Source organism: Gluconobacter morbifer G707 (assembly GCF_000234355.1).
GTDB classification, from domain to species: domain Bacteria; phylum Pseudomonadota; class Alphaproteobacteria; order Acetobacterales; family Acetobacteraceae; genus Gluconobacter; species Gluconobacter morbifer.
In genome coordinates this window covers 254,827-276,062 of the sequence record NZ_AGQV01000001.1, presented here as the reverse complement: position 1 = coordinate 276,062, position 21,236 = coordinate 254,827, and the positions used below count along the sequence as shown (strand labels likewise).

Annotated in this window: 23 protein-coding genes; 14 read left to right on the top strand and 9 right to left on the bottom strand. The window is 62.6% G+C overall.

Translation table 11 applies throughout. The features are described 5' to 3' along the window. Positions 1-34: 34 nt before the first annotated feature. From folE to GMO_RS01160, 4 genes are all read right to left on the bottom strand, one after another. Positions 35-682, bottom strand: a complete 648-nt coding sequence (gene folE / locus GMO_RS01175) for a GTP cyclohydrolase I FolE (RefSeq protein WP_008850409.1) — start codon at positions 680-682, stop codon at positions 35-37. Further along, positions 679-1,575 carry a 2-amino-4-hydroxy-6-hydroxymethyldihydropteridine diphosphokinase gene (folK, locus tag GMO_RS01170; RefSeq protein WP_008850408.1) on the bottom strand — a complete coding sequence of 299 codons (897 nt, stop codon included), beginning with the start codon at positions 1,573-1,575 and terminating at the stop codon, positions 679-681. The genes folE and folK overlap by 4 nt, the downstream gene beginning before the upstream one ends. Continuing rightward, entirely contained in the window at positions 1,572-2,411 is an 840-nt protein-coding gene (gene folP, locus GMO_RS01165; RefSeq protein WP_008850406.1) for a dihydropteroate synthase, read from the bottom strand. The genes folK and folP overlap by 4 nt, the downstream gene beginning before the upstream one ends. A gap of 82 nt (positions 2,412-2,493) precedes the next feature. Continuing rightward, positions 2,494-5,112: a putative bifunctional diguanylate cyclase/phosphodiesterase gene (locus GMO_RS01160; protein ID WP_008850405.1), complete on the bottom strand. Its 2,619-nt coding sequence runs from the start codon at positions 5,110-5,112 to the stop codon at positions 2,494-2,496. Between the two features lie 214 nt (positions 5,113-5,326). On the opposite strand from GMO_RS01160, the gene GMO_RS01155 reads away from it, so the two are divergent. Next, complete coding sequence (locus GMO_RS01155) at positions 5,327-5,653, top strand: hypothetical protein (RefSeq protein WP_008850404.1); 327 nt, start codon at positions 5,327-5,329, stop codon at positions 5,651-5,653. A gap of 13 nt (positions 5,654-5,666) precedes the next feature. On the opposite strand, the gene GMO_RS01150 is transcribed toward GMO_RS01155, so the two are convergent. Then, positions 5,667-6,425 carry a DsbA family protein gene (locus GMO_RS01150; RefSeq protein ID WP_008850402.1) on the bottom strand — a complete coding sequence of 253 codons (759 nt, stop codon included), beginning with the start codon at positions 6,423-6,425 and terminating at the stop codon, positions 5,667-5,669. A gap of 220 nt (positions 6,426-6,645) precedes the next feature. Here GMO_RS01150 and GMO_RS01145 point away from each other — a divergent pair, with 220 nt between their 5' ends. After that, on the top strand, positions 6,646-8,064 hold the full coding sequence (locus GMO_RS01145) for a gamma-glutamyltransferase (RefSeq protein ID WP_050801392.1): 1,419 nt from the start codon (positions 6,646-6,648) through the stop codon (positions 8,062-8,064). On the opposite strand, the gene fliP is transcribed toward GMO_RS01145, so the two are convergent. Both fliP and GMO_RS01135 read right to left on the bottom strand, forming a co-directional pair. Next, a complete protein-coding gene (fliP, locus tag GMO_RS01140) occupies positions 8,054-8,791 on the bottom strand; it encodes a flagellar type III secretion system pore protein FliP (RefSeq protein WP_008850400.1) in 738 nt (245 codons plus the stop codon). The two genes, GMO_RS01145 and fliP, sit on opposite strands and share 11 nt — an antisense overlap. After that, on the bottom strand, positions 8,788-9,078 hold the full coding sequence (locus GMO_RS01135) for a flagellar biosynthetic protein FliO (protein WP_008850399.1): 291 nt from the start codon (positions 9,076-9,078) through the stop codon (positions 8,788-8,790). Before GMO_RS01135 ends, fliP begins: the two co-directional genes overlap by 4 nt. Positions 9,079-9,287: 209 nt before the next feature. Between GMO_RS01135 and GMO_RS01130 the strand changes: the two genes are divergently transcribed. From GMO_RS01130 to GMO_RS01095, 8 genes are all read left to right on the top strand, one after another. Continuing rightward, the gene (locus GMO_RS01130; protein ID WP_008850398.1) at positions 9,288-9,680 is read left to right on the top strand and encodes a flagellar basal body rod protein FlgB; all 393 of its coding nucleotides are present in this window, start codon (positions 9,288-9,290) and stop codon (positions 9,678-9,680) included. A 12-nt stretch (positions 9,681-9,692) separates the two neighbouring features. Then, a complete protein-coding gene (flgC, locus tag GMO_RS01125) occupies positions 9,693-10,100 on the top strand; it encodes a flagellar basal body rod protein FlgC (RefSeq protein WP_008850397.1) in 408 nt (135 codons plus the stop codon). 6 nt (positions 10,101-10,106) lie between these two features. Beyond that, complete coding sequence (locus GMO_RS01120) at positions 10,107-10,439, top strand: flagellar hook-basal body complex protein FliE (protein ID WP_008850396.1); 333 nt, start codon at positions 10,107-10,109, stop codon at positions 10,437-10,439. A 2-nt stretch (positions 10,440-10,441) separates the two neighbouring features. Beyond that, positions 10,442-10,714 carry a flagellar biosynthetic protein FliQ gene (locus tag GMO_RS01115; RefSeq protein WP_008850395.1) on the top strand — a complete coding sequence of 91 codons (273 nt, stop codon included), beginning with the start codon at positions 10,442-10,444 and terminating at the stop codon, positions 10,712-10,714. Next, a complete protein-coding gene (locus GMO_RS01110) occupies positions 10,711-11,526 on the top strand; it encodes a flagellar biosynthetic protein FliR (protein ID WP_008850394.1) in 816 nt (271 codons plus the stop codon). Before GMO_RS01115 ends, GMO_RS01110 begins: the two co-directional genes overlap by 4 nt. Positions 11,527-11,528: 2 nt before the next feature. Then, the gene (locus GMO_RS01105) at positions 11,529-12,614 is read left to right on the top strand and encodes an EscU/YscU/HrcU family type III secretion system export apparatus switch protein (RefSeq protein WP_008850393.1); all 1,086 of its coding nucleotides are present in this window, start codon (positions 11,529-11,531) and stop codon (positions 12,612-12,614) included. Positions 12,615-12,814: 200 nt separating this feature from the next. Beyond that, entirely contained in the window at positions 12,815-13,852 is a 1,038-nt protein-coding gene (gene recA / locus GMO_RS01100) for a recombinase RecA (RefSeq protein WP_008850392.1), read from the top strand. A gap of 209 nt (positions 13,853-14,061) precedes the next feature. Then, positions 14,062-14,538, top strand: coding sequence for a GlcG/HbpS family heme-binding protein (locus GMO_RS01095; protein WP_245528432.1), 477 nt, complete (start codon positions 14,062-14,064; stop codon positions 14,536-14,538). A gap of 84 nt (positions 14,539-14,622) precedes the next feature. On the opposite strand, the gene GMO_RS01090 is transcribed toward GMO_RS01095, so the two are convergent. After that, the gene (locus GMO_RS01090; RefSeq protein WP_040507597.1) at positions 14,623-15,606 is read right to left on the bottom strand and encodes a ferritin family protein; all 984 of its coding nucleotides are present in this window, start codon (positions 15,604-15,606) and stop codon (positions 14,623-14,625) included. Positions 15,607-15,666: 60 nt separating this feature from the next. Further along, the gene (locus GMO_RS01085) at positions 15,667-16,308 is read right to left on the bottom strand and encodes an ATP-dependent Clp protease proteolytic subunit (RefSeq protein WP_008850389.1); all 642 of its coding nucleotides are present in this window, start codon (positions 16,306-16,308) and stop codon (positions 15,667-15,669) included. Between the two features lie 154 nt (positions 16,309-16,462). On the opposite strand from GMO_RS01085, the gene GMO_RS01080 reads away from it, so the two are divergent. The 4 genes from GMO_RS01080 to glpX all read left to right on the top strand — a co-directional run bounded on the left by GMO_RS01080 (position 16,463) and on the right by glpX (position 21,214). Next, entirely contained in the window at positions 16,463-17,587 is a 1,125-nt protein-coding gene (locus GMO_RS01080) for a hypothetical protein (protein WP_245528403.1), read from the top strand. Positions 17,588-17,691: 104 nt separating this feature from the next. Beyond that, positions 17,692-18,918 carry an LL-diaminopimelate aminotransferase gene (locus tag GMO_RS01075; RefSeq protein WP_008850386.1) on the top strand — a complete coding sequence of 409 codons (1,227 nt, stop codon included), beginning with the start codon at positions 17,692-17,694 and terminating at the stop codon, positions 18,916-18,918. Beyond that, complete coding sequence (locus GMO_RS01070; protein ID WP_008850385.1) at positions 18,915-20,216, top strand: homoserine dehydrogenase; 1,302 nt, start codon at positions 18,915-18,917, stop codon at positions 20,214-20,216. The genes GMO_RS01075 and GMO_RS01070 overlap by 4 nt, the downstream gene beginning before the upstream one ends. Next, a complete protein-coding gene (gene glpX, locus GMO_RS01065) occupies positions 20,213-21,214 on the top strand; it encodes a class II fructose-bisphosphatase (protein WP_008850384.1) in 1,002 nt (333 codons plus the stop codon). The genes GMO_RS01070 and glpX overlap by 4 nt, the downstream gene beginning before the upstream one ends. The last annotated feature ends 22 nt before the right edge of the window (positions 21,215-21,236 follow it).

Genomic DNA, 21,236 nt, shown 5'->3' with positions numbered 1-21,236 from the left:
GCCGGACGCCGCAACAGTTCGCGGCGCCTGGCTCTCAGCCCCGCAGGAGCGACATGATCTCCATGCGCGCGGCATGATCGCGCAGCCACGCGCCCCGCGCGATGGTCGTGACCGTCGTGGAACCGGGGGAGCGGACACCGCGCATGCTCATGCACATATGTTCGGCTTCCACCACCACCAGTACGGCCTCCGGCGCCAGAATATCTTCCATGCCCTGCGCGATCTGGTCCGTCAGACGTTCCTGAAGCTGCGGACGGCGGGCAAAGCCTTCCACCAGCCGGGCAATCTTGCTCAGCCCCGTCAGACGTCCGCCAGCAGGCAGATAGGCGACATGTGCCTTGCCCCGCACCGGCAGGAGATGATGCTCGCACATCGAATGGAACTGGATATCCTTGACGATGATGGCGCCATGGTGCCGGTCCGCCGAGAACTGCGTCCTGAGATGATCCCGTGGGTCCTGATGCAGGCCGCCGAACACCTCAAGATACATCCGGGCAACACGCTGGGGCGTGTCGAGCAGCCCTTCCCGGTCCGGATTTTCTCCGACAGCCGCGAGAATTTCACGGACCGCCTTCGCGATCCGTTCCTCCGCGTCCGCCGGTAGCGGCAGAGCGCCGAGCGGACGCAGGTCTTCCGTGCCCTGTGGCATGGTCGTCACGGTCGCGGCGTTCAGCTTGGTCATTCAGATCTAGGCTCCTCTGGTGCATCCGGCCGCCCGTCGGCAGCACGCCGGATCACATCTCCCCTGCTTCGAGGCAGGACTGCTAGCGCTTCCGAGACGCGACGTCCACCAATGACATGCCCGGGTGCGATTTCCGCCAGCGGTTCAAGCACGAAAGCCCGTTCGAAAAGATGCGCATGCGGCAGCGTCAGCACCCGGTCCGAAATGGTCTTCGTCCCGTAGGACAGGAGATCGATATCCACAGCCCGCGCGCCCCAGCGCAGACCAGGCTGCCGCCCGAGGTCGCTCTCGATCGTCTTGCAGGCCCGCAGCAGCGCATGGGGGGAAAGCGTTGCCCGGCCTGTGGCACAGATATTGACGAAAGGCGGCTGTTCAACCCCGCCCCATGGTGCACTGTCATAAAAAGAGGACACGGCGTCGATTTCCACGCCATCCAGCAGGGAAAGACGATCCACCGCCGCGGACAGAACAGCTTCCCGCTCGCCCAGATTGGCGCCCAGCGAAAAGGCAACCTCATGGGCACGCACCTGCTCGACCGTCACCGCCGTCTCCGACACCGGATAAGGCACGGGCGCGGATGGCTTGCGCACATGCACCCGGACCGTTTCCACACGATCAAGACGGGACAGGACAGTCTCTGCGATACGTCCAGCCACCGTCTCGATCAGGGCCAGCGGCGATCCCGTCACGATTTTGGACGCAATATCGCACAGCGTTCCATAACAGACGGCCTGCTGGTAATCGTCTCCGGCGATCGCGCCCGACAGATCGGCCCGGATCTCCAGATCCACGATAAACCGCTGCCCGATGCGGTTTTCCTCCGGCAGAACGCCATGATACCCGAACAGGCACAGATCCCTTACGAACACACGGGTCAGCGACGGTACGATCATGCGTTTGCCTCCAGAATGGCACTGATTTTCAGGGCATCGACATGCTCCCGGACATCATGAACACGAATGATGTCGGCTCCCGCCCGGATGCCCCACAGATTGGCCGCCAGCGTCCCGGCCAGCCGCTCATCCGTCCCCCGCCCCAGAAGAGTGCCGAACAGGGACTTGCGGGAGAGACCAAGCAGGACCGGCAGCCCGTAAGCGCGTTTCAGCTCCCCCAGCCGGGCCACGGCCTGGACATTCTGCGCCGGTGTCTTGCCGAAACCCACGCCCGGATCAAGGATCAGACGGTCCTCACTGATCCCGGCCCGGCGGGCGATGGCAAGGGAGCGGTCAAAAAAGCGCATCCAGTCCGCCACGAGGTCAAGGCCCTCATCCCGCTCATGGCGATTATGCATCAGCACGGCCAGCGCATCGGACTCCCCGACAACGGATGCCATCTCCGCATCAGCCTGAAAACCCCAGACGTCATTGATGACCATCGTACCCTGAGCCAGTGCTTCCCGCGCGACAAAAGCCTTCGTCGTGTCGATGGAGAGCGTCGCCCCGTCCGCCACAAGCGACCGGACCGCCGGGGCCAGCCGCTTCCATTCCTCATCCGCCGGGACGGGCGTAAAGCCCGGACGCGTGGATTCCGCCCCCAGATCGACGAGCGCCGCGCCTTCCTCCAGCATCCGCCGGGCCTGGCCATGGGCGGCTTCCGGATCCTGAAACAGCCCCCCATCCGAGAAGGAATCCGGCGTCAGGTTCACGATCCCCATGACAAGCGGCCCGGATGCGAGACGCTGACGCAGCCAGTCCACAGGACGTAAAGGCGGAACAGATGAAATGTGCATGACGGTTCAGACCCGCATCAGGAAGAAAATCCCGCCAGCATGGCCAGCAGGACGTGACGTGACGAAAGGGCAGATCCCTGTCCTAGCAGGACAGGGTGGCCGCTGCATGGACCGTGCGTGAACCGGTTGCAAGCACTTCGCTTCGGGAGACGGGATGCCCGAGGAAATAGCCCTGCAGTTCCGTACAGCCCTGCTGACGGAGCGCGCGGTAATGCTCGGGAGAACAGACGCCTTCCGCCGTAATGCCAATCCCCAGATCGACGGCAATTTCCACCGCGCCCCGGACCGCAGCCGCGCTCCGGGCGTCCTGAAACATGTCCTGCACGAAAACGGCGTCGAGTTTCACCTTGGAGAACGGAAACAGGCGCAGATAGCTGAGCGCGGAATAGCCTTTCCCGAAATCGTCCAGCGCAATGCAGACACCCCGGCTTCCAAGCGCCTCGAAGACATCATAGACATGCGGCGCGATATCCAGTGCCTGCGTTTCCGTCACTTCGATCTGAAGACGCCGTGGAGACAGACCCGTCCTTTCCAGAATGTCCAGAACGGTCGGGATTATCCCGGGCGCGGAAAAGCGCTTGGCGGGAATATTGACAGACACCCAGAGGGAATCGTCCCACTGCGCCGCGTCCCGACAGGCCGTTTCCAGAACCCAGGCATCGAACTCCGCCGCCTGATCCGTCCTGTCGATGATCGCAATGACCCGTTCGGGGGAAAGATGCCCATACACGGACCCGTTCCATCGGCAGAGCGCCTCATACCCGCTGATGCGCCCTGTCCGTGCATTGATGATCGGCTGATACATGAGCCGGAACGCCCGTTCCTCACAGGCCCGACGCACATGACGGAACAGTTTGGCCTGCCGTCGGGTCTGTTCTTCCGTCAACTGATCGAACACCGAATACCGCACGGACCTTTCCTGCCGCGCATCATGAAGGGCCAGATCCGCCGCTTCGAGAAGATGATCCGCACGAAAAGCTGTCTCCTGCGCGATCGCAACGCCAATGGCGGCATGCCCGATCAGCAGCGTCCCGTCCGGACGCACCACTTCTTCCTTCAGAACATGCAGAAGCTGCTCGACCAGCCGGATCACCCCCTCCTGCCCCGGTATCCGGTCAGTGTCCTCCGTGAGCATGACGGTAAACTCATACCGCTTCTGACAGCCGGCAAATCCGGTCTCTTTTACAAAGGCCCTGATGCGACACGCCGTCTCCTGAAGGAAGATATCCTCCTCCGCCGCCATGACCGGCTCGCCTCCGATACGCCGGATGGGAGAGACACTGATGCGGAAAAGTGTCAGAGCCTTCCCCGAGCGGGTCTTTTCCAGAAGATGCCGCTGCAGATATTCGGCACAGGCCAGCCGGTTGGGAAGCCCCGTCAGCGCGTCCCGCCGGACACGTTCGAAATGGACCTGACGCTGTTCCTGCCGCTCCGTCACATCCGCGCCGACCCCGCGATACCCCAGAAAAACCCCTGCCCTGAAAACAGGATGCCCCGTCATCAGCCACCATCTTTCCTGCGTTCCCGCCTGGACGGGAACCGCCAGTTCCCGGAAAGGAAGCTGATTGGCCAGACAATACGCCAGCTGCGTCGGCGCGGACATGGCCCGTCCCCTCACCGCCGGCAGGGACCAGCCCGGCGCAATGACGGGAAGAGACAGGACAGATGCCAGCGTGAAGGTTGCCACGTCCCCGGCCGGGCGGCCGAGCATCTGGCAGAACCGCGCGGACGGATCGCACAGAACACCCTTCGCATCCGTCTCCCAGAGCCAGTCCCCCACATGGCTGTCGGAACGCCGGGTCAGCAGGCTCACGATTTCCGCATGTTCCCGCTGTTCGATGCGGTCCAGCAGCACTCTCGTAAGAAGAACGTTCAGAACCCGGGTGATGGCCAGAAGAAAGAATCCCCAGGCCGTCGCCGCCAGAAAAAAGGACAGGCTGACCGCCAGGGATCGCAGGGGAAACCCCTGGATCAGGATGCCATAAACGGCCAGAATGATCGGCACCCCCATGGCACTGACAGCCCCCGGGACGAGCGCACACAGCAGGAGCGGCGCCAGAAGCCCGATGACGACAGCCATGACCAGCAGGTGAATGCTCTCGCACGGCATGCGGAATGCAATGATCAGACCACCGAACCAGATCAGACCCATCCCCGCATTCAGAAAACGGATCCAGTTCCAGACAGAGCGGAAATCCGGGGCTTTTTCCCGGGTGCAGCCGACCTGATCAGGACAGTCGGGGCACTGCGTCCCCGCACGCGGAAGAGACGGGAATCCCGGCTTCCGTTTCGTCCCGTCCAGAAGACGCCGTATCCGGGACCGCGCCACCAGCACCCACAGCAGCAGCCCGGCTTCGCTTCCTCCGAAAGATACCGCGGCCAGACAGTGGCTGAACGGCCACAGGGCCAGCCCCAGAACCAGGACACCTACCGCCTGCGCCAGAAGATGCATGGGCAGCAGGATCTGAAGGACCTCCAGACGCGACAGATCAAAAGCACAGCGAAGATGATGAGGAATGGCTGCATCACGCAGCCGGGGCGTTGCGGTTAAGAAACGATCCAGCCGTCCCTGCCGCAGGATGCGACGCATTTTCGCAATAAACCCCGTTTTCCCGGGTTCAGGAACTGACCGCCGCCCGGCATGACCCGCCGGGCTGTTTTCCCCGAAGCTGCCCCCTGCTTCAGGATCTTTTCTGTCCATTATAGATCCGCACCACTGTAGAGCATGTCCACCAGATTGGGAGCCCCTGCGGCCAGGTCAGACGCCCCATGTTCCGGCCGGAAATTCATTAAGAGAAAATACCAGCTTTTTCAAAAACCTTCCTGCGCGAAAATCCGCTTCCACATGGGAACCGGTCCGGTCGTCCCACTGTTGAAAGGGTCACGACATCCCGATTTTTCAAAGGAGAACTTTCATGTCCCGGATCGACGACGACCCGTTTGAAGGGGAAGATCGCAAACACGCCACAGCCACACAACTGGCGGAAGCCGCCCTTCGGGCCCGGAAGAGTGGCGACATGACCAAAGCCGAACAGCTCATGGACGAAGCGGAAAGAACGGACCCGGAAGCCGCCGCCAACGTCCTCGCCCAGTCGGACGCCGTCCTTGATTCCGCTACGCCCGCCAGCGACGAAGAAGTCGCCGCCATGACACGGACCGTCGAGCCACACTCGGATGCCCCGTCCCGCGCAGGCATTTTCGAAAACGAGGACGGTTCCGGAGCGGATTCCGAAAAACGCTGACATCCTTGCGGTTTCAGCCCTTGCGTGCGCGCTCCAGAAGAGTGTCCATCTGATCTTCATTCAGCGCACCGGGGGCGACGGCAGCCGTGCCGAAAATGAAGGTCGGCGTCCCATCCAGACCAATCGTCCGCCCCTGATCCAGATTCGTTGTAATGAGCGCCACGGTCTGGGGCGAACTCATATCCGCCGTAAACTTGGCTACATCCAGCCCGTTCGCCTTGGCGATCTGGGTCACGCGTTCCGTCGTGGGCTTGGTGCTGTCCTGCATGAGAGCCTGACGCATAACGCCATATTTCCCCTGCGCACTGGCCGCAAAAATGGCCCGTGTGTCCAGAACGCTTCCACTTCCGAGCACCGGAACCAGCTTTTCCACGAGACGCACCTCAGGATGACGGCTCAGGAAACGATCCACCAGCGGTATCATGGCCCGGCAGTACGAACACCGCGGGTCAAGAAATTCCACAATCGTCACAGAGCCATGGGCATTCCCCCGGATGGCGAAATCCGGCGCTGTCTGGAGTTCGGCCTTGTGCTGCCGCACCATCGCCAGAACCGAATCCTGTTTCTGCGTCTCCGCCTTCTCCCGCAGTGAATGGATGGCATCGGTCAGGATCGTAGGATCATCCAGCAGCGCCTGCCGCACGATATTCACGATTTCCGTCCGCTGGGCCGGCGTGAAGGAAGAGGATGGGGCCGCTCCGGCACTCCCTCCCCAGAGCAGACAGGAACTGGCAACCGCGGCGCAGACCGTGGAAAGCAGGGAATATTTCACAAACAACTCCGGAATATCTGGGCAGGAAGCCTCGGTCGGCGCTCCAACGCATCGCATAAAGATAACTTCTGTTAAAGAGAAGCCACCTCTAACCTCTCCCACAAGTCACGGATTACCGTTATGAGTGAAACGGACTGAGTGCAGAAGACGGAAAAAGGTTGAACCCTGCGGCCTGTCTGCTGCCTGCCGGACCCGAGACCAGAGAGTGGAGAAACGCCAGGTGGCGCACCTTCGAGACCAGATTACCACCAGCGCCCGTCCCCGTAGAGGGCGTATGCCTTTCGGCCTTCTGGCCTCCGCCGCTTCCGGCCTTCTGCTGACCGCGTGCTCCAGCGTGCCCGGAGTCAGCTCTCTCAGCCACAGCCTGTTCGGAGCGGGCGCGCCTGCCCCCATGACCGGCAGCATCGGCACGGTCGTCGCGGACGAGCCACAGGCCGCCCTGGTTGGCCATGACGTCCTGGCCCGTGGCGGCAACGCTGTCGATGCCGCAACCGCCACGGCCATCGCCCTCGGCGTGACACTGCCCTCACGCGCCTCGATGGGCGGCGGCGGAGCCTGCCTGATCAGTCAGCCGGGCAAACCGGCAGAATCCATCGCCTTCCTGCCGGCAGCCGGAACCAGTGCCGGAGGCGATCGCCCGGCCTCCACGCCATCCATGTTCCGTGGCCTGTATCTGATGCAGCTGCATTACGGGACGGTGGATTTCAACGATCTCATCACGCCATCCCTTGATCTGGCGAGCGATGGCGTCACCGTCAGCCGGGCGCTGGCTGCGGACCTGAAGGCCGTCCGCATGGCGCTTCTGGCGGATGAAACGGCACGCGCGACATTCGGCCGGGGCGAAACCGGGACGCTCGCAGCCGGTGACACGCTGGTCCAGCCCCAGCTCGCAGGTTTCCTAGAGCGTATCCGCACGGCCGGCGTCGGCGATCTCTACAATGGCGCGCTGGCGGACGTATACACCACGGCGGCCCAGAAGGCCGGCGGTGGCCTGAACGACGAGGACCTCCGCAAGACCCTCCCTGTCCAGAGCCTGGCCCTGACCACCCGGGAGGGCGGACTTGAAGCCGACTTCCTGGCTCCCCCCGCCGATGGCGGTCTGGGCGCGGCAATCCGCTACACAACCGGCGCTGCGGCGCAGGGCGCCGTCGCGGCATGGCGCTCTTCCGGTCAGACCAGCATTGGCGCCGCACAGGAGGCTCTCTCCCACGGGCGCGCCAGTGGCGGCAGCCTGCCGGCACTTCCGGCTTCCACGTCCTTTGTCGTGACCGATCGCGCCAGTCTCTCCGTGGCCTGCGCACTGAGTGAAAACAATCTCTTCGGCACGGGCCGCGTCGCGGGCAGCACCGGCGTGGTTCTGGGCGCGTCTCCGAAGAACGCTCCCCGTCCCCTGCTCTCGGCCGCCATCCTGCGCGACCGTCAGGCCCTGCGCGCCGTGATCGCAGCATCCGGCCAGAATGAAGCCGCCGATGCCGTTGGAGATGCCGCCCGCGCCGCCGCCCATGGCAGCGAAGCCTCCCACAGCGGAGCCGGTCGCGTGAACGAGATCCTCTGCCACGCCGGCGATGCCTGCCGCGGCATCACCGATCCCCGCGGCGGTGGCCTCTCCGCCGGAACCACGAACGAGACTAACCGGTAAAACTCCGGACCAGACTCCCCGACACCAGCGCCCATCCGTCCACGATCACGAAAAAGATCAGCTTGAACGGAAGGGAAACGGTGTTGGGGGGCAGCATCATCATGCCAAGGCTCATCAGGACGCTGGACACCACCAGGTCGATGACCAGAAACGGCAGATAAAGCAGAAATCCCATTTCAAAACCGCGCCGCAACTCCCCGATCATGAAGGCCGGCACCAGCACGCGCCAGGACGTTTCCTTCACACTCGCCGGCGGTTTTTCATGCGCGATATTCAGAAACGTCGCCACATCCACCGGCCGTGCCGTCGCTGCCATGAAGTCATGGAACGGCCGGGCCGCTGCGTTCAGCCCCTCCATTTCCCCGATGCGCCCGGCCACCATCGGCTCGATCCCCGCATCCCAGGATTTCTGAAGCGTCGGCTGCATGACAAATAATGTCAGGAACAGCGAGAGGCCGATAATCACCGTATTGGGTGGCGTCCCCTGAGCACCCAGCGCACTCCGGAGCAGGGACAGAACAATCACGATCCGCGTAAAGGCCGTCACCATCACCAGCAGGCTGGGCGCCAGGGAAAGAACCGTAATGAGAGCCGTCAGCTGCACCAGACGGCTCGTGGTCCCCACGCCTCCGCCCGTCCCCAGATCGACACTGACGGACTGGGCAAGCGCTAGATGCGGCAACATCAGGACCATGATTGCAACAAGGACCGGAAACCAGCGCGTCATGACGCATCCTCCAGCGAGGACGCAAAGCTCTCCCGGGGTGTCCAGTCCATCAGGACATCCTGCGTTCCACCCGTCAGAACAAGCACTTCACGCGCGCCATACCGCACGACGGACAGCCGCCGCGACCGATCCAGCGCCATCTGTCCCACCAGCGCCAGCGGCTCTTCACCGTTCAGCCTCCCGGCCCGGATCCGCTCCAGACGGTTCAGCAGTGGACGCAGGCAGACCACAAGCACCACGATAAAAAAAAGCGCCGCAATGGCGGTCAGGCTGTCGTGCAGGGTCATCCATCCATATCCTTGGCTTTCGGATGGATCGTGACCCGGAACAGGTTAATACGTGCTTAATTCAAGGGAATATTTTCTCCAGCAGACGATAATTCCCGATGCGCCCGCACCGAATCCCCGGCCTCTAAACCATTTCTTAAATATTACGCTTCCATCATGGCCCCGCCGGTCATGTTCCGGCCCCTGTATGACGGAGGCTCACCGTATCAATGCGCAGTATCGACCAGAACGGCACCAGCGGAACGGACCTGTTCGCCCTTAGCCGTGACCGCATGAACTGGCTTCAGGGCCGCCAGCAGGTTCTAGCCGGCAACATCGCCAATGCCGATACGCCGGGCTACGCCCCGCAGGACGTGACCCCCTTCGAAACCGCCCTCAATGACTTCGACATCACACCCGCCACGACCGATCCGGGCCATATCGGTCAGAGCACATCCGGTGTTCCAACGGTGGAAACCGAAAGCGAACAGTCCATCGATGGCAACCAGATCTCGCTGGACCAGCAGATGGAACAGGTTGCGGACGTCAATGATCAGCAGCATCTGGCCGTCAATGTCTACTCAAAATATCTCAGCATGTTCCAGACGGTCCTGGGCAAATAAGAAGACGGCGCCATGAACCTCTCCACAACGATCGGCGTGTCCGCCAGCGGCATGGACGCACAGGCCCAGCGCCTGCGCATCGTCGCGGAAAACCTTGCCAACCAGGATACGACCGGCTCGACCCCGGGCGCAGACCCTTACCGTCGGAAGATCATCACATTCGCAGAACACATGGACGGAGACACAGGCGCCTCCGGTGTCAGCGTAGATGAAATCGGGCAGGACCAGTCCGCCTTCAGGACGCGCTATGACCCGTCGCACCCGGCTGCGGACCCGCAGGGTTACGTGAAGGTCTCGAATGTCGATTCAATGGTCGAGATCATGGATATGCGCGAAGCCGAACGCTCCTATGAAGCCAACCTCAACACCATGCAGAGTACCCGCACCATGCTGTCGCGCACGCTCGACCTGCTGAAATAACCGTCCATGCTGACATCCCTCTCACAGGCCCACAGCGCCTATGCCCAGAGTCTCCAGAGCCGCCTTCAGAGCAGCCCTGAAAGCGAAACGTCCGATGCCATTCCATCATCATCCACGGCCGGATCCGACTTCAGGTCCGTCCTGTCGCATTCCCTTCAGAATGTCGTCGATACGGGCCACAATGCGGAAAATCTTTCCGCCGAAGGGCTGAAAGGCAGCGGCGACATGACCCAGATCGTCACGGCCGTCTCGAACGCCCAGCTTGCCCTCCAGACCACAACCGTGATCCGCGACCGCATGGTTCAGGCGTATCAGGACGTCATGAAAATGTCGATCTGACCATGAACGCCATTGATCTGGGTGCCATCCTCGAGCAGACCTTTCTCGTCACCCTCAAACTCAGCGCACCCGCCCTGCTGACGGCACTGGGTGTTGGCCTCCTGATCTCACTGGTGCAGGCCGTCACCCAGATCAATGAAAGCACCCTCTCTTTCGTTCCCAAGGTGCTGGCCATCGGCGCCGTCATGGTCATGGCGGGTTCCTTCATGACGGCAACGCTGCTGACCTTCTCACGCCACCTTTTCGACCAGCTGATTCTCGTCGGCACGACATGACATCCCTGCCCTTCGCCCTGACAGACCCGATGCTGACGACGTGGACACTGGCCTTCGTGCTGGTCATGTCCCGGACCAGCGCGCTGGTGATGGTCATGCCAGGACTGGGCGAACAATCCCTTCCCATGATGGTCCGCGCTGGCATTACCCTGACCTTGACGGCGCTGCTCCTGCCACTGGTGGCGCCGCTGTCTGACGCCGGAGCGCTGGGGCGGCTGTCTCCTGCGGGGCTTCTCGTCATGATCGCCGTTGAACTGTTCGCAGGTGTGCTGATCGGCTGGATGGCAAAGCTCATTACCCTAGCGCTTCCCATTGCCGGACAGATGATCGCGATGTTTATCGGCATTTCGAGCGTCCTTCAGCCCGATCCCGATCTGGGTTCCGGCAGCTCCGCGCCTGCCCGCTTCATGAATCTGCTTGCACCGCTCGTCCTGCTGATGACGGGAGCCTATGTCTTTCCCATTCATGCCGTTCTGGGCAGTTACAGCCTGATCCCGCCGGGGGGCGGCCTGATGATGCATCCTGTGGCATGGCCCATGCTGGGTGATGCGACCCACGGCGTGATCCAGCTGACGGAGCGGAGCTTCACGCTGGGACTGGAACTGAGCGCGCCATTCCTGATCCTCTCGCTGGTCTGGCAGCTCATGCTCGGAATCATGACCCGCCTTCTGCCAACGCTTCAGATCTACAATGCCGCCACGCCCCTGCAGATGCTGGGTGGCATTGCCCTTCTCGGCTTCACGATCCGGGTTCTGATCGCGGTCTGGCAGGAACAGGCTTCTGACGTTTTCCAAACGCTGCCGGGGCTGTAAGCGTGGCGGAATCGGAAGACCGGACAGAAGCCCCATCGGCGCATCGCCTCCAGAAGGCGCGGGATGACGGTAAGGTGGCCCTCTCGCGGGAAGCCATGAATTTCGCGGTCCTTCTGGGTGGTCTGGTCGGAATTTTCGGCGTTCTGCCTTCCCTTGTCACAACCTTTGTCCAGACCATGCGCAGCCTGATGGCCAATGCCGGAACGGTGTCAATGGTGCAGGAAGGTCTGCTTCATGCCACCGATCACGCCATCAACGCCGGGATCGGCATGGCCATGCCTGTCTGCGGGACGGTCATGGTTCTGGCTTTTGCCACCGGTTTCCTGCAAAGCGGCTTTCTGATCCATCCGGGCTCTCTCCTCCCCAAACCGGAGCGGATTTCACCCCTGAGCGGCCTGAAACGCCTTCTGGGCGGAGGCACCCTGCCTGACACGTTCAAGGTCGTGGTGAAATGCGGAATCTTCACCGCCGTTCTCTGGCATCTGTCCAGCACGGTCATTCCGACACTCCGCGGAATGATAGGACTGGAACCCGGCGCCCTGCTGGCAGCCATAACCCGCCTGGGATTCAGCGCCGCCGTGGCCATGGTGCTGGCACAGCTTGTCATCGCGGGATTCGATGTCTTCTGGACCCGCTTCCGTCATCTCTCGAAACTGAAAATGAGCCGGGAAGACCTTAAGGACGAATACCGCAGCACGGAGGGTGATCCGCATGTCAAAGGGCGGCAAAAAGCCATGCGCGCCAAGATCGCCCGTCAGCGCATGATGGAAGCCGTCAAGACGGCAACGGTCGTCGTCACCAACCCCACCCATTATTCCGTGGCGCTCGTCTATGAAAAAGGCAGCGGCGGCGCACCACGGATCGTCGCCAAGGGCATGGATGACGTTGCCGCGCGCATCCGGGAAGTCGCAACGGACAACCGCATCCCGGTGGTCCCCAACCCACCCCTGGCCCGCGCGCTCTTCACCCTGCCTCTTGATACCGAAGTCCCTGCCGAACATTTCAGGATGGTGGCCGCAATCATCGCGTATGTCTGGAAGCTGAAACAACCAGCCGTTCCGCCATCCGGGCCGGGCACTCCGCCCTGACCCGGCCCTGACGAAAAAATCGTCTTCCCCTCTATTTTACCCCTTGGCGAATCTCAGCCGCGCCATAATATCAGCCTCACAGGAACATTTTGCGAACATACGCCGCGCTCCCAAGGCAGAACGCCTCCTCTTTGCGGGAATGAAGACGCGGTCTATCGTATGTTCCCAACCCGTCAGCCATGAGCGATTACGAGGATTGAATGGACAAGACCAAGGCGCTTGAGGGCGCACTCAGCCAGATTGAGCGTGCGTTCGGCAAAGGGTCGATCATGCGCATGGGACAACGCCCGAAAGAACAGGCCGATGTCATTTCGACCGGCTCCCTGGGGCTGGACATTGCCTTGGGCATTGGCGGCATGCCTCGCGGTCGAATCGTTGAGATCTATGGCCCGGAGAGCTCAGGCAAAACAACGCTAGCGCTGCATGTGCTGGCCGAAGCCCAGAAGAAGGGCGGAACGGTCGCCTTCATCGACGCCGAGCACGCCCTGGATCCGGGCTATGCCCGCAAGCTGGGCGTCAACATCGACGATCTGCTGCTCAGCCAGCCGGATGCGGGCGAGCAGGCGCTGGAAATCGCCGATACACTGGTGCGCTCCGGCGCCGTAGACGTGCTGGTGGTGGATTCCGTGGCGGCTCTCGTTCCCCGCGCGGAACTCGAAGGCGACATGGGCGACAGTCACGTCGGCCTGCATGCCCGTCTGATGAGCCAGGCGCTGCGCAAGCTGACGGGCACGGTCGCCCGCTCCAACACGCTGGTCATCTTCCTGAACCAGATCCGCATGAAGATCGGCGTGATGTTCGGCAACCCGGAGACCACGACGGGCGGCAATGCACTGAAGTTCTATTCCTCCATCCGGCTGGATATCCGCCGGATCGGGTCCATCAAGGACAAGGATGAGGTCGTCGGCAACCAGACGCGCGTGAAAGTCGTCAAGAACAAGATGGCGCCGCCGTTCCGTCAGGTGGAATTCGACATCATGTATGGCGAAGGCATCAGCAAGATGGGCGAGCTGCTGGATCTGGGTGTCAAAGGCAACATCGTTGAGAAATCCGGCGCATGGTTCTCTTTCGACAGCCAGCGCATCGGACAGGGCCGCGAAAACGCCAAGCAGTTCCTGCGTGAACATCCGGAAATGGCGAACGAGATCGAACGCCGCATCCGTTCAGACGCCGGCGTTCTGGCCGACGCCCTGATGACCGGGCCGGAAGCGGAAGACGACACGTCCGACGCTGACTGATCCCCGCACACTGTTCAGTCCTGCATGAAAAGAGGCTCCCCGGAGCCTCTTTTCATGCCCAGCCCCCGTGAACGCACAGTTCCGTGTTCCCCTTCCTCAGGCATTGTGCAGACGGAAGCACTCCCGTCAGAGTAGCGCAGGGAGGAATACTGAACATGCGGTTTCATCTATGCCGGAAAACCGGCACGGGTCTGCTCCTGCTTCTCGGCATGACGGATGTTCATGCCAGAGCGCAAAACCACATCATCATGACGCCCAAGCTGGACTGGCAGACGGCGGCCCATCTGGCGGAAGACGCCGTGCAGAGCTGTGCCGCACAGGGATATTCCGTCACAGCCACCGTAGTGGATACGACCGGACACCAGCAGGCCGTGATAAAGGGCGACACGGTGCCTCTCCAGTCGCTTTCGGTGTCCTACCGCAAAGCCTATACGGCTTATTCCTATGGTCTGGCGTTCAATCTCGACACGACCAGCGCCCTTATTGCGGCCAAAGTATCCGGTCCGCCCAACGGAGCCCTGAATACCATCCCGGAAGTGCTTTTCGTTCCCGGCGGCGTCACCCTGCGCAGGGCATCGGACCGGATGGTGCTGGGAGGATTAGGCGTTTCCGGCGCGCCGGGCGGTGACAAGGACGAAGCCTGTGCCCTGGCCGCCGTCCGGAAATATCAGGCCGATTTTCATTAGAACACGGGCAGACGACAAAAAGGCCGGGCCTTCTCCCCGGAAGGAAGAAAACCCGGCCTCTGAGCCAAACCGTCCGGAGCTGTCTCAGGCCGCCGCAGGCTGCGCCTTGCCGCGGATACGGTCCCAGAGCTTCGCCCCCTTGATGATGGCGCGCGCAATCATCGGCGTAGTCGTCGGACGGAGCAGACGTGGATCGTAACCGGAGAAACGGCGGGCGTCTTCATCAAGGCAGAGCTGCATCAGCTCCGGAACCTTGATCTCGACATTGGTCATTTCCTTGGCGCCGTTGACCGTGAAGTTATTATCCTGCGTATGCTCTTCACCGTTCTCGTCAATCGAACGTGCCAGCCCCATGCGCTCATAGGCCAGGAACAGCCACACACCGATCACCCGCAGCTCGAACCACGGCCGCTTCCAGAACGGCATGGTCGCGCGGTGCCAGGCCAACCAGTTCGCGAACAGCAGGATATGACGGCACTCCTCCTGCATGACGGGCTCGAAAGTCTCGATCAGTTCAGGCGGGAATAGCCCGGCCCGCTGGGCCAGGGCAAACAGCCCGAACGCAAAGAAACTGTCCACACATTCAGAGAAGCCCGTGACGAGATAGGCCCATTCCGTGTCTTTCGGCTCGATATAGGGCGGCTCGGGCGCCATCGGGATCTTGTAGAACTCGACCATCTTGGACAGGACTTCCTTGTGCCTGTTCTCTTCCCACGCATTGCGGGAGAGGGCGTCCTTCATGTCCGGATCGGTAATCATGTCCGCATAGGCCGCCATGCGCAGGCGGGCCTTGCCTTCGGTCTGCACCGCGATATCCCAGATGGGCAAGGAAGTAATGCGGTGAAGTGTCTCCGGGTCCAGTTTGGGCCAGTCGATGACGGAGGGCTTGTAGGGATTGAAGGTGTCACGGAACATCTGGGCGACGGCACGCTTGTGCTCTTCCGTGCCGGGCTTGAGCGGCCCCTGAATCGGGCTGCTCCAGTGACGCGCCTCGTAATCAACGCGTTCAAGCGTCTTTTCCGACGGAGCGTCGGGAAGATGGGAATAAATATCTGCCAGGCTTTTCATGACCTCTTCGCGGCGTGCCATGCTGGCACGCCGCTCCCTCGCTGCTTATTCTTTGTTTTTTTATTCTGATTTCAGCTCGGTTGCCGAGTTGATGATCCGCTTCACGAGCCCGTATTCAATGGCTTCGCGCGCGGACATCCAGTAGTTGCGATCCGTGTCCTTGGCGACCTTTTCGTAAGACTGTCCGGTTTCCTTGGCGAAGATCCGGTTCAGACGCTCGCGCATCTTGATGATCTCACGGGCCTCGATGTCGATATCCGTTGCCGGACCGCGCACACCGCCCATCGGCTGATGGAGAAGAAAGCGCGTGTTAGGCAGGCAGACGCGGCGTTCGGGGCGTCCCGCGGCATAGATCAGCGCACCGGCAGAGGCGACCCACCCGGTTCCGATCATGTTGATCGGGGCAACCGAATCCACGAACCGGATCATGTCATGGATGGTGTCGCCACTCTCCACATGCCCGCCCGGCGAATTCACATAAACATCGATCGGCTTGTCGGACGCGCCGGCCAGCGCCAGCAGACGCCCCGTGACATCACGGGCAATCTTGTCATTGATGCCGCCAAAGATCAGCACCTTGCGCTGATCGAACAGGCGACCTTCCAGCTCGCTGATCGGGCTGTTCAGGGTCTTGTTGTCATCGTCGTCCCGGGTTTCCGGCTCTTCGTCCAGATAGGTACGGGTCATTCCGGTGATATCCATATCGTTTCCAGATCCAGCGTGCATCTTCATGCCCCTATCCTGCTCCTCGTTTGCTCCGGTGCCAAGTGCGGAACGAGGAACTCTCGCCATCGCCGTCACGAACCGCTAGGCTCCGGACCGTTTCGACACTTCAGTATCATGCAGGACCAGCACAGTGGCGCTACGGCACGGACACGGGAACAGGAAGCAGCGCATCGCGCCACCAACGCACAGGATCGCCGGAAAGATCCCGCTTGCCCTGCTGATGGCGTTTCCGTTCCTGAGCGGCTGCCAGCATCAGGACCCCGTCGACACCGTCTCCGGCTGGTGGCACGATTATGAAGGCGGCGAGATCGCCCGCCTGAGACCGCCCCCGCCGGGTCAGAACGATCCCTACCCCCATCTCGGCCGCACGCCGACGCAGGCCCCCGACCTCCCGTCACCGGAAGCACGCCTCTCCCTGACGATGCAGCTCGAGAACCAGCGCAATCTGGCGCAGCGGCAAAGCGCGTCCAATGGCGCCCTGCCGACCATTCCCCCGCCACCGCCGAAATCCACGCCCGCCCCTCCGGGAGGCAGCGTGAGCAGCGATCAGGCCAGCATGACCATGACGAGCGCCGGACAGACCGATGCCTCATCCACTTCGGCGCAGGATGCGATCTTCCCGACGGGCGCGCCGCAGTCCGGCCCATCCGCACCATCGGCCTCCGCACCGCCCGCTTCCGCACATCCTGCCCACCCTGCATCCACCCCCGCCGCCAGCAAGTCCCCCGGTGCCCGGAAGCAGAACCAGACCAAAGAAACATCTGACACGACCACCTCCGGGCAGGACGCGGCACTCCCTCCCGTGGTCCGACAGTCCATTCCCGAGACCCCGCCGGGCCAGTTCCCCCAGATCGGGAACATGCCCCCGCCGGCACCGTCTTTCCCCGGTTTCGACATCCCGCAGGACGCCAATCTGGCTGGCCCGATCCAGCCGGACATTGACACCGCAACCCCGGATGGAACGCTGATCCGCTTCCAGCCCTCAACGGATCAGATCGCCGGGAACCCGCAGGCCTCCTACCAGCATATCATCGCCATGCGCGGCAAACAGAAGCTGGTGGTCCGCGCCTTCGGTGCGGCCATGAGCGCGGAAGCGGGCCTCACACCCCAGGACCAGACGCGCGAAATCGCCCTCGCCCTTCTGCGGGCCCGGGCCGTGGCGCATGGCCTGATGCTGCGGGGCGTCCCCGCTTCTGACATCATCCTCAGGGCCGAGGCCATCGGTGACGGCGTGCGTGTGACGCTCGGCGGCTGACACACGCGTCCGGAGCACCGGAAGAACGTCACAAGACATTTCCTCTCCGGACAAAACCTGTCTATCGTCTCGCCTCCCTTTCATCTTCCGTATCCGAGCTGGACATGACCGAAGAGTTCCACCGTATCCGTCGCCTGCCGCCCTATGTGTTCGCCGAAGTGAACAAGGCCAAGGCCGCCGCGCGCGCGGTCGGTGAGGACATCATCGATCTCGGCATGGGCAATCCGGACAGCGCGCCCCCTGCCCACGTGGTGCAGAAACTGATCGAGACGATCAACAATCCCCGCGCGCACGGCTATTCCGTCAGCCGGGGCATCCCCGGCCTGCGCAAGGCGATGGCGGGCTATTACGAACGCCGCTTCGGGGTCTCCCTCGATCCGGAGACGGAAGTCATCGCCACACTGGGGTCAAAGGAAGGACTGGCCAATCTGGCCTCCGCCATCACCAGCCCCGGCGATACGATTCTCGTGCCGAACCCGTCCTATCCCATCCACCAGTTCGGCTTCATCATCGCCGGCGCCTCGGTACGCTCCATTCCGGCCACGCCGGACGAAGACATGCTGCGCGCACTGGACCGGGCCGTCCGTCACTCCGTGCCCAAGCCGACGGCACTGATCGTCAATTTCCCGTCCAATCCGACAGCCTTCGTGGCCAACCTCGATTTCTATCGTGAATTGGTCGCCTTCGCCCGGCGCGAGAGCATCTGGATCCTGTCCGATCTCGCCTATGCGGAAATCTATTTCAACGAGAACGAACCGCCGCCATCCATCCTCGCCGTTCCGGGCGCAAAGGATGTCGCGGTGGAGTTCACGTCCATGTCCAAGACGTATTCGATGGCCGGATGGCGCATGGGATTTGCCGTAGGCAACCCGCAGCTGATCCAGGCCCTGACACGCATCAAGTCCTACCTGGATTACGGCGCCTTCACGCCCATCCAGGTCGCGTCCGTCGCGGCCCTGAACGGCCCGCAGGATTACGTGTCCGACATCCGGGCCATGTACAAGGAGCGCCGGGACGTCCTCCTGCGCGGCCTGCAGGGCGCCGGATGGGACGTACCGGCCCCGGCGGGCTCGATGTTCGCCTGGGCGCCCATTCCCCCGGCCTTCGCCAGGATGGGAAGTGTCGCCTTCTCCAAGCTCCTGCTGAAGGAAGCAGGCGTGGCCGTCGCGCCCGGTCTGGGCTTCGGCGAATATGGCGAAGGCTTCGTCCGGATCGGACTTGTCGAAAATACCCAGCGGCTGCGTCAGGCGACGCGGGCCATCAAGGGCTTCATGAACCGGCACGGGGCCGGAGCGGGAACCGCTGAACTTCTGGGAGCTGCCTCATCGTGAAACCACTGCGGATCGGACTGGCCGGACTTGGGACTGTCGGAATCGGTGTCATTCGTCTCCTGCGGGAGAATGCCGAAACGATTACCGCCCGTGCCGGCCGGCCGATCGAAGTCGTGGCCGTCACGGCGCGCAACCGCACGAAAGACCGTGGCGTCGACCTGTCCGGCCTGCGCTGGCATGACGATGCCGTGTCCGTCGCGCAGGATACCGGAATCGATGTCGCAGTCGAACTCATCGGCGGCGCGGAAGGCCCGGCACAGGACATGGTGGTGACCGCGCTTGAACGCGGCCTGCCGGTCGTGACCGCCAACAAGGCGCTCGTGGCGCTCCATGGCGGCAGACTGAGCCGACTTTCCGCCGACAGGAATGCGCCGCTCCTGTTCGAAGCCGCCGTTGCGGGAGGAATTCCCGCCATCAAACTCGTCCGGGAAGGTCTGGCCGCGGACAGGCTGGAAAGTGTCGGCGGAATCCTGAACGGCACCTGCAACTATATCCTGACGGAAATGCGTACTTCCGGCCGCGACTTCGAAGAGGTGCTGGCCGAAGCGCAGGCCAGGGGATACGCGGAAGCCGAACCCTCCACGGATGTGGACGGATGGGATACGGCCCACAAGCTGGCGATCCTCGCCGGACTGGCCTTCCGCCCCCTCCACTTCGACAGCCTGCCGGTCCACGGCATCCGCGACATCACGGCCCAGGACCTGAAATTCGCGAAGGAACTGGGATACAGCATCAAGCTGCTGGGCCTGAGCCGCCAGAACCCGGACGGCGCACCCGATGGCACCATCGAGGCCTGGGTGCGTCCCTGCATGGTCCCGGCCAAAGCGCCCATCGCCGCGGTGGAGGGCGTGTTCAATGCCGTTTCCACACTGGGGCGCTTCAGCGGGCCGATGACCATTTCCGGCCGTGGCGCGGGAGAAGGCCCGACGGCCTCCGCCGTTGTCGCGGACCTCATTGATCTGGCGCGGGGAAACGCCATTCCGGTCTGGGGCCGGCAGGACGTTCCCGCCCCTGTCGCCTGTGCCGATCTCGCGGAATTGAAAAGTGCTTTCTATCTGCGACTGGACGTCCAGGACCGTCCGGGTGTTATGGCTGACTTGACGTCTGTTCTCCGGGACAACGACGTCTCTGTCCATTTTGTTTCACAGCATGACGCTGCAACGGGGGGAGCCCATCTGGCCATCGTGACCCATCAGGTGCCCGAAAAGGCCATCCATGCAGCAGCTACAGCCCTGGCCGCTCTTCCCGTCGTGACGGGAAAGCCGCTCGTGCTCAAGATCGAGGATCTCGTCCCGTGATCGACCCCCAGCATACCCTTCCCTACCGCGTCACTGACCGCAACCTGGCCCTGGAGCTTGTCCGCGTCACCGAAGCCGCCGCCATCGCCTCGTCCCGCTGGACGGGACGTGGCCTCAAGAACGAGGCGGACGGCGCAGCCGTACAGGCCATGCGCGCCGCTTTCGATACGGTCGCCATTGATGGAACCGTCGTTATCGGCGAAGGCGAAATGGACGAAGCGCCGATGCTCTATATCGGCGAGAAAGTCGGCTCCGGCGGTCCGGCAATGGACATCGCCGTCGACCCGCTTGAAGGGACGAACCTCTGCGCCAAGAGCCTGCCCAACGCCCTGACCGTCGTGGCGCTGGCCGAGCGCGGCAAGTTCCTGCACGCACCGGACATCTACATGGAAAAGATCGTGGTCGGTCCGGACCTGCCGGAAGGCGTGGTGGATCTGGACAACACGATCGCCACCAATCTGCGCCAGCTCGCAAAGGCGAAGAACAAGGACATTTCCGAACTGGTGCTCTGCGCGCTGGACCGTGAACGCCATGAGGAAATGATCGCCCAGGCCCGCGAAGCCGGTGCGCGCGTCCAGCTCCTGAGCGACGGTGACGTGGCCGCTGCCATCGCCGCCTGTATTGATGACAGTGACGTGGACATCTACGCCGGCAGCGGCGGCGCGCCCGAAGGCGTGCTGGCCGCCGCCGCCGTGCGCTGCGTCAAGGGCCAGATGCAGGGCCGCCTGCTCTTCGAGGACGACGGACAGCGCGAGCGCGCCCGCTCCATGGCGGAGGGTCTCGATCCGTCCCGCAAGCTCGGCCTGTATGACCTGGCATCCGGGCATGTGCTGTTCTCGGCCACAGGCGTTACGGCCGGCAGCCTGCTCGATGGCGTCCGGCGCCTCGGCCCCAACCGCGCCATCACAAACTCCATCGTCATGCGTTCCAAATCGGGTACGGTACGCTATATCGAAAGCCACCACGACTTCACGACACGCACACAGGAGCCGACCTGACAGGCTCCTCCCTGAACGGAGA

Coding starts and splice junctions, on each gene's coding strand:
- folE (WP_008850409.1), bottom strand. CDS start 682: ATGACCAAGCTGAACGCCGCGACCGTGACGACCATGCCACAGGGCACG.
- folK (WP_008850408.1), bottom strand. CDS start 1,575: ATGATCGTACCGTCGCTGACCCGTGTGTTCGTAAGGGATCTGTGCCTG.
- folP (WP_008850406.1), bottom strand. CDS start 2,411: ATGCACATTTCATCTGTTCCGCCTTTACGTCCTGTGGACTGGCTGCGT.
- GMO_RS01160 (WP_008850405.1), bottom strand. CDS start 5,112: ATGGACAGAAAAGATCCTGAAGCAGGGGGCAGCTTCGGGGAAAACAGC.
- GMO_RS01155 (WP_008850404.1), top strand. CDS start 5,327: ATGTCCCGGATCGACGACGACCCGTTTGAAGGGGAAGATCGCAAACAC.
- fliP (WP_008850400.1), bottom strand. CDS start 8,791: ATGACGCGCTGGTTTCCGGTCCTTGTTGCAATCATGGTCCTGATGTTG.
- GMO_RS01135 (WP_008850399.1), bottom strand. CDS start 9,078: ATGACCCTGCACGACAGCCTGACCGCCATTGCGGCGCTTTTTTTTATC.
- GMO_RS01130 (WP_008850398.1), top strand. CDS start 9,288: ATGCGCAGTATCGACCAGAACGGCACCAGCGGAACGGACCTGTTCGCC.
- flgC (WP_008850397.1), top strand. CDS start 9,693: ATGAACCTCTCCACAACGATCGGCGTGTCCGCCAGCGGCATGGACGCA.
- GMO_RS01120 (WP_008850396.1), top strand. CDS start 10,107: ATGCTGACATCCCTCTCACAGGCCCACAGCGCCTATGCCCAGAGTCTC.
- GMO_RS01115 (WP_008850395.1), top strand. CDS start 10,442: ATGAACGCCATTGATCTGGGTGCCATCCTCGAGCAGACCTTTCTCGTC.
- GMO_RS01110 (WP_008850394.1), top strand. CDS start 10,711: ATGACATCCCTGCCCTTCGCCCTGACAGACCCGATGCTGACGACGTGG.
- recA (WP_008850392.1), top strand. CDS start 12,815: ATGGACAAGACCAAGGCGCTTGAGGGCGCACTCAGCCAGATTGAGCGT.
- GMO_RS01095 (WP_245528432.1), top strand. CDS start 14,062: ATGACGGATGTTCATGCCAGAGCGCAAAACCACATCATCATGACGCCC.
- GMO_RS01090 (WP_040507597.1), bottom strand. CDS start 15,606: ATGAAAAGCCTGGCAGATATTTATTCCCATCTTCCCGACGCTCCGTCG.
- GMO_RS01085 (WP_008850389.1), bottom strand. CDS start 16,308: ATGGATATCACCGGAATGACCCGTACCTATCTGGACGAAGAGCCGGAA.
- GMO_RS01075 (WP_008850386.1), top strand. CDS start 17,692: ATGACCGAAGAGTTCCACCGTATCCGTCGCCTGCCGCCCTATGTGTTC.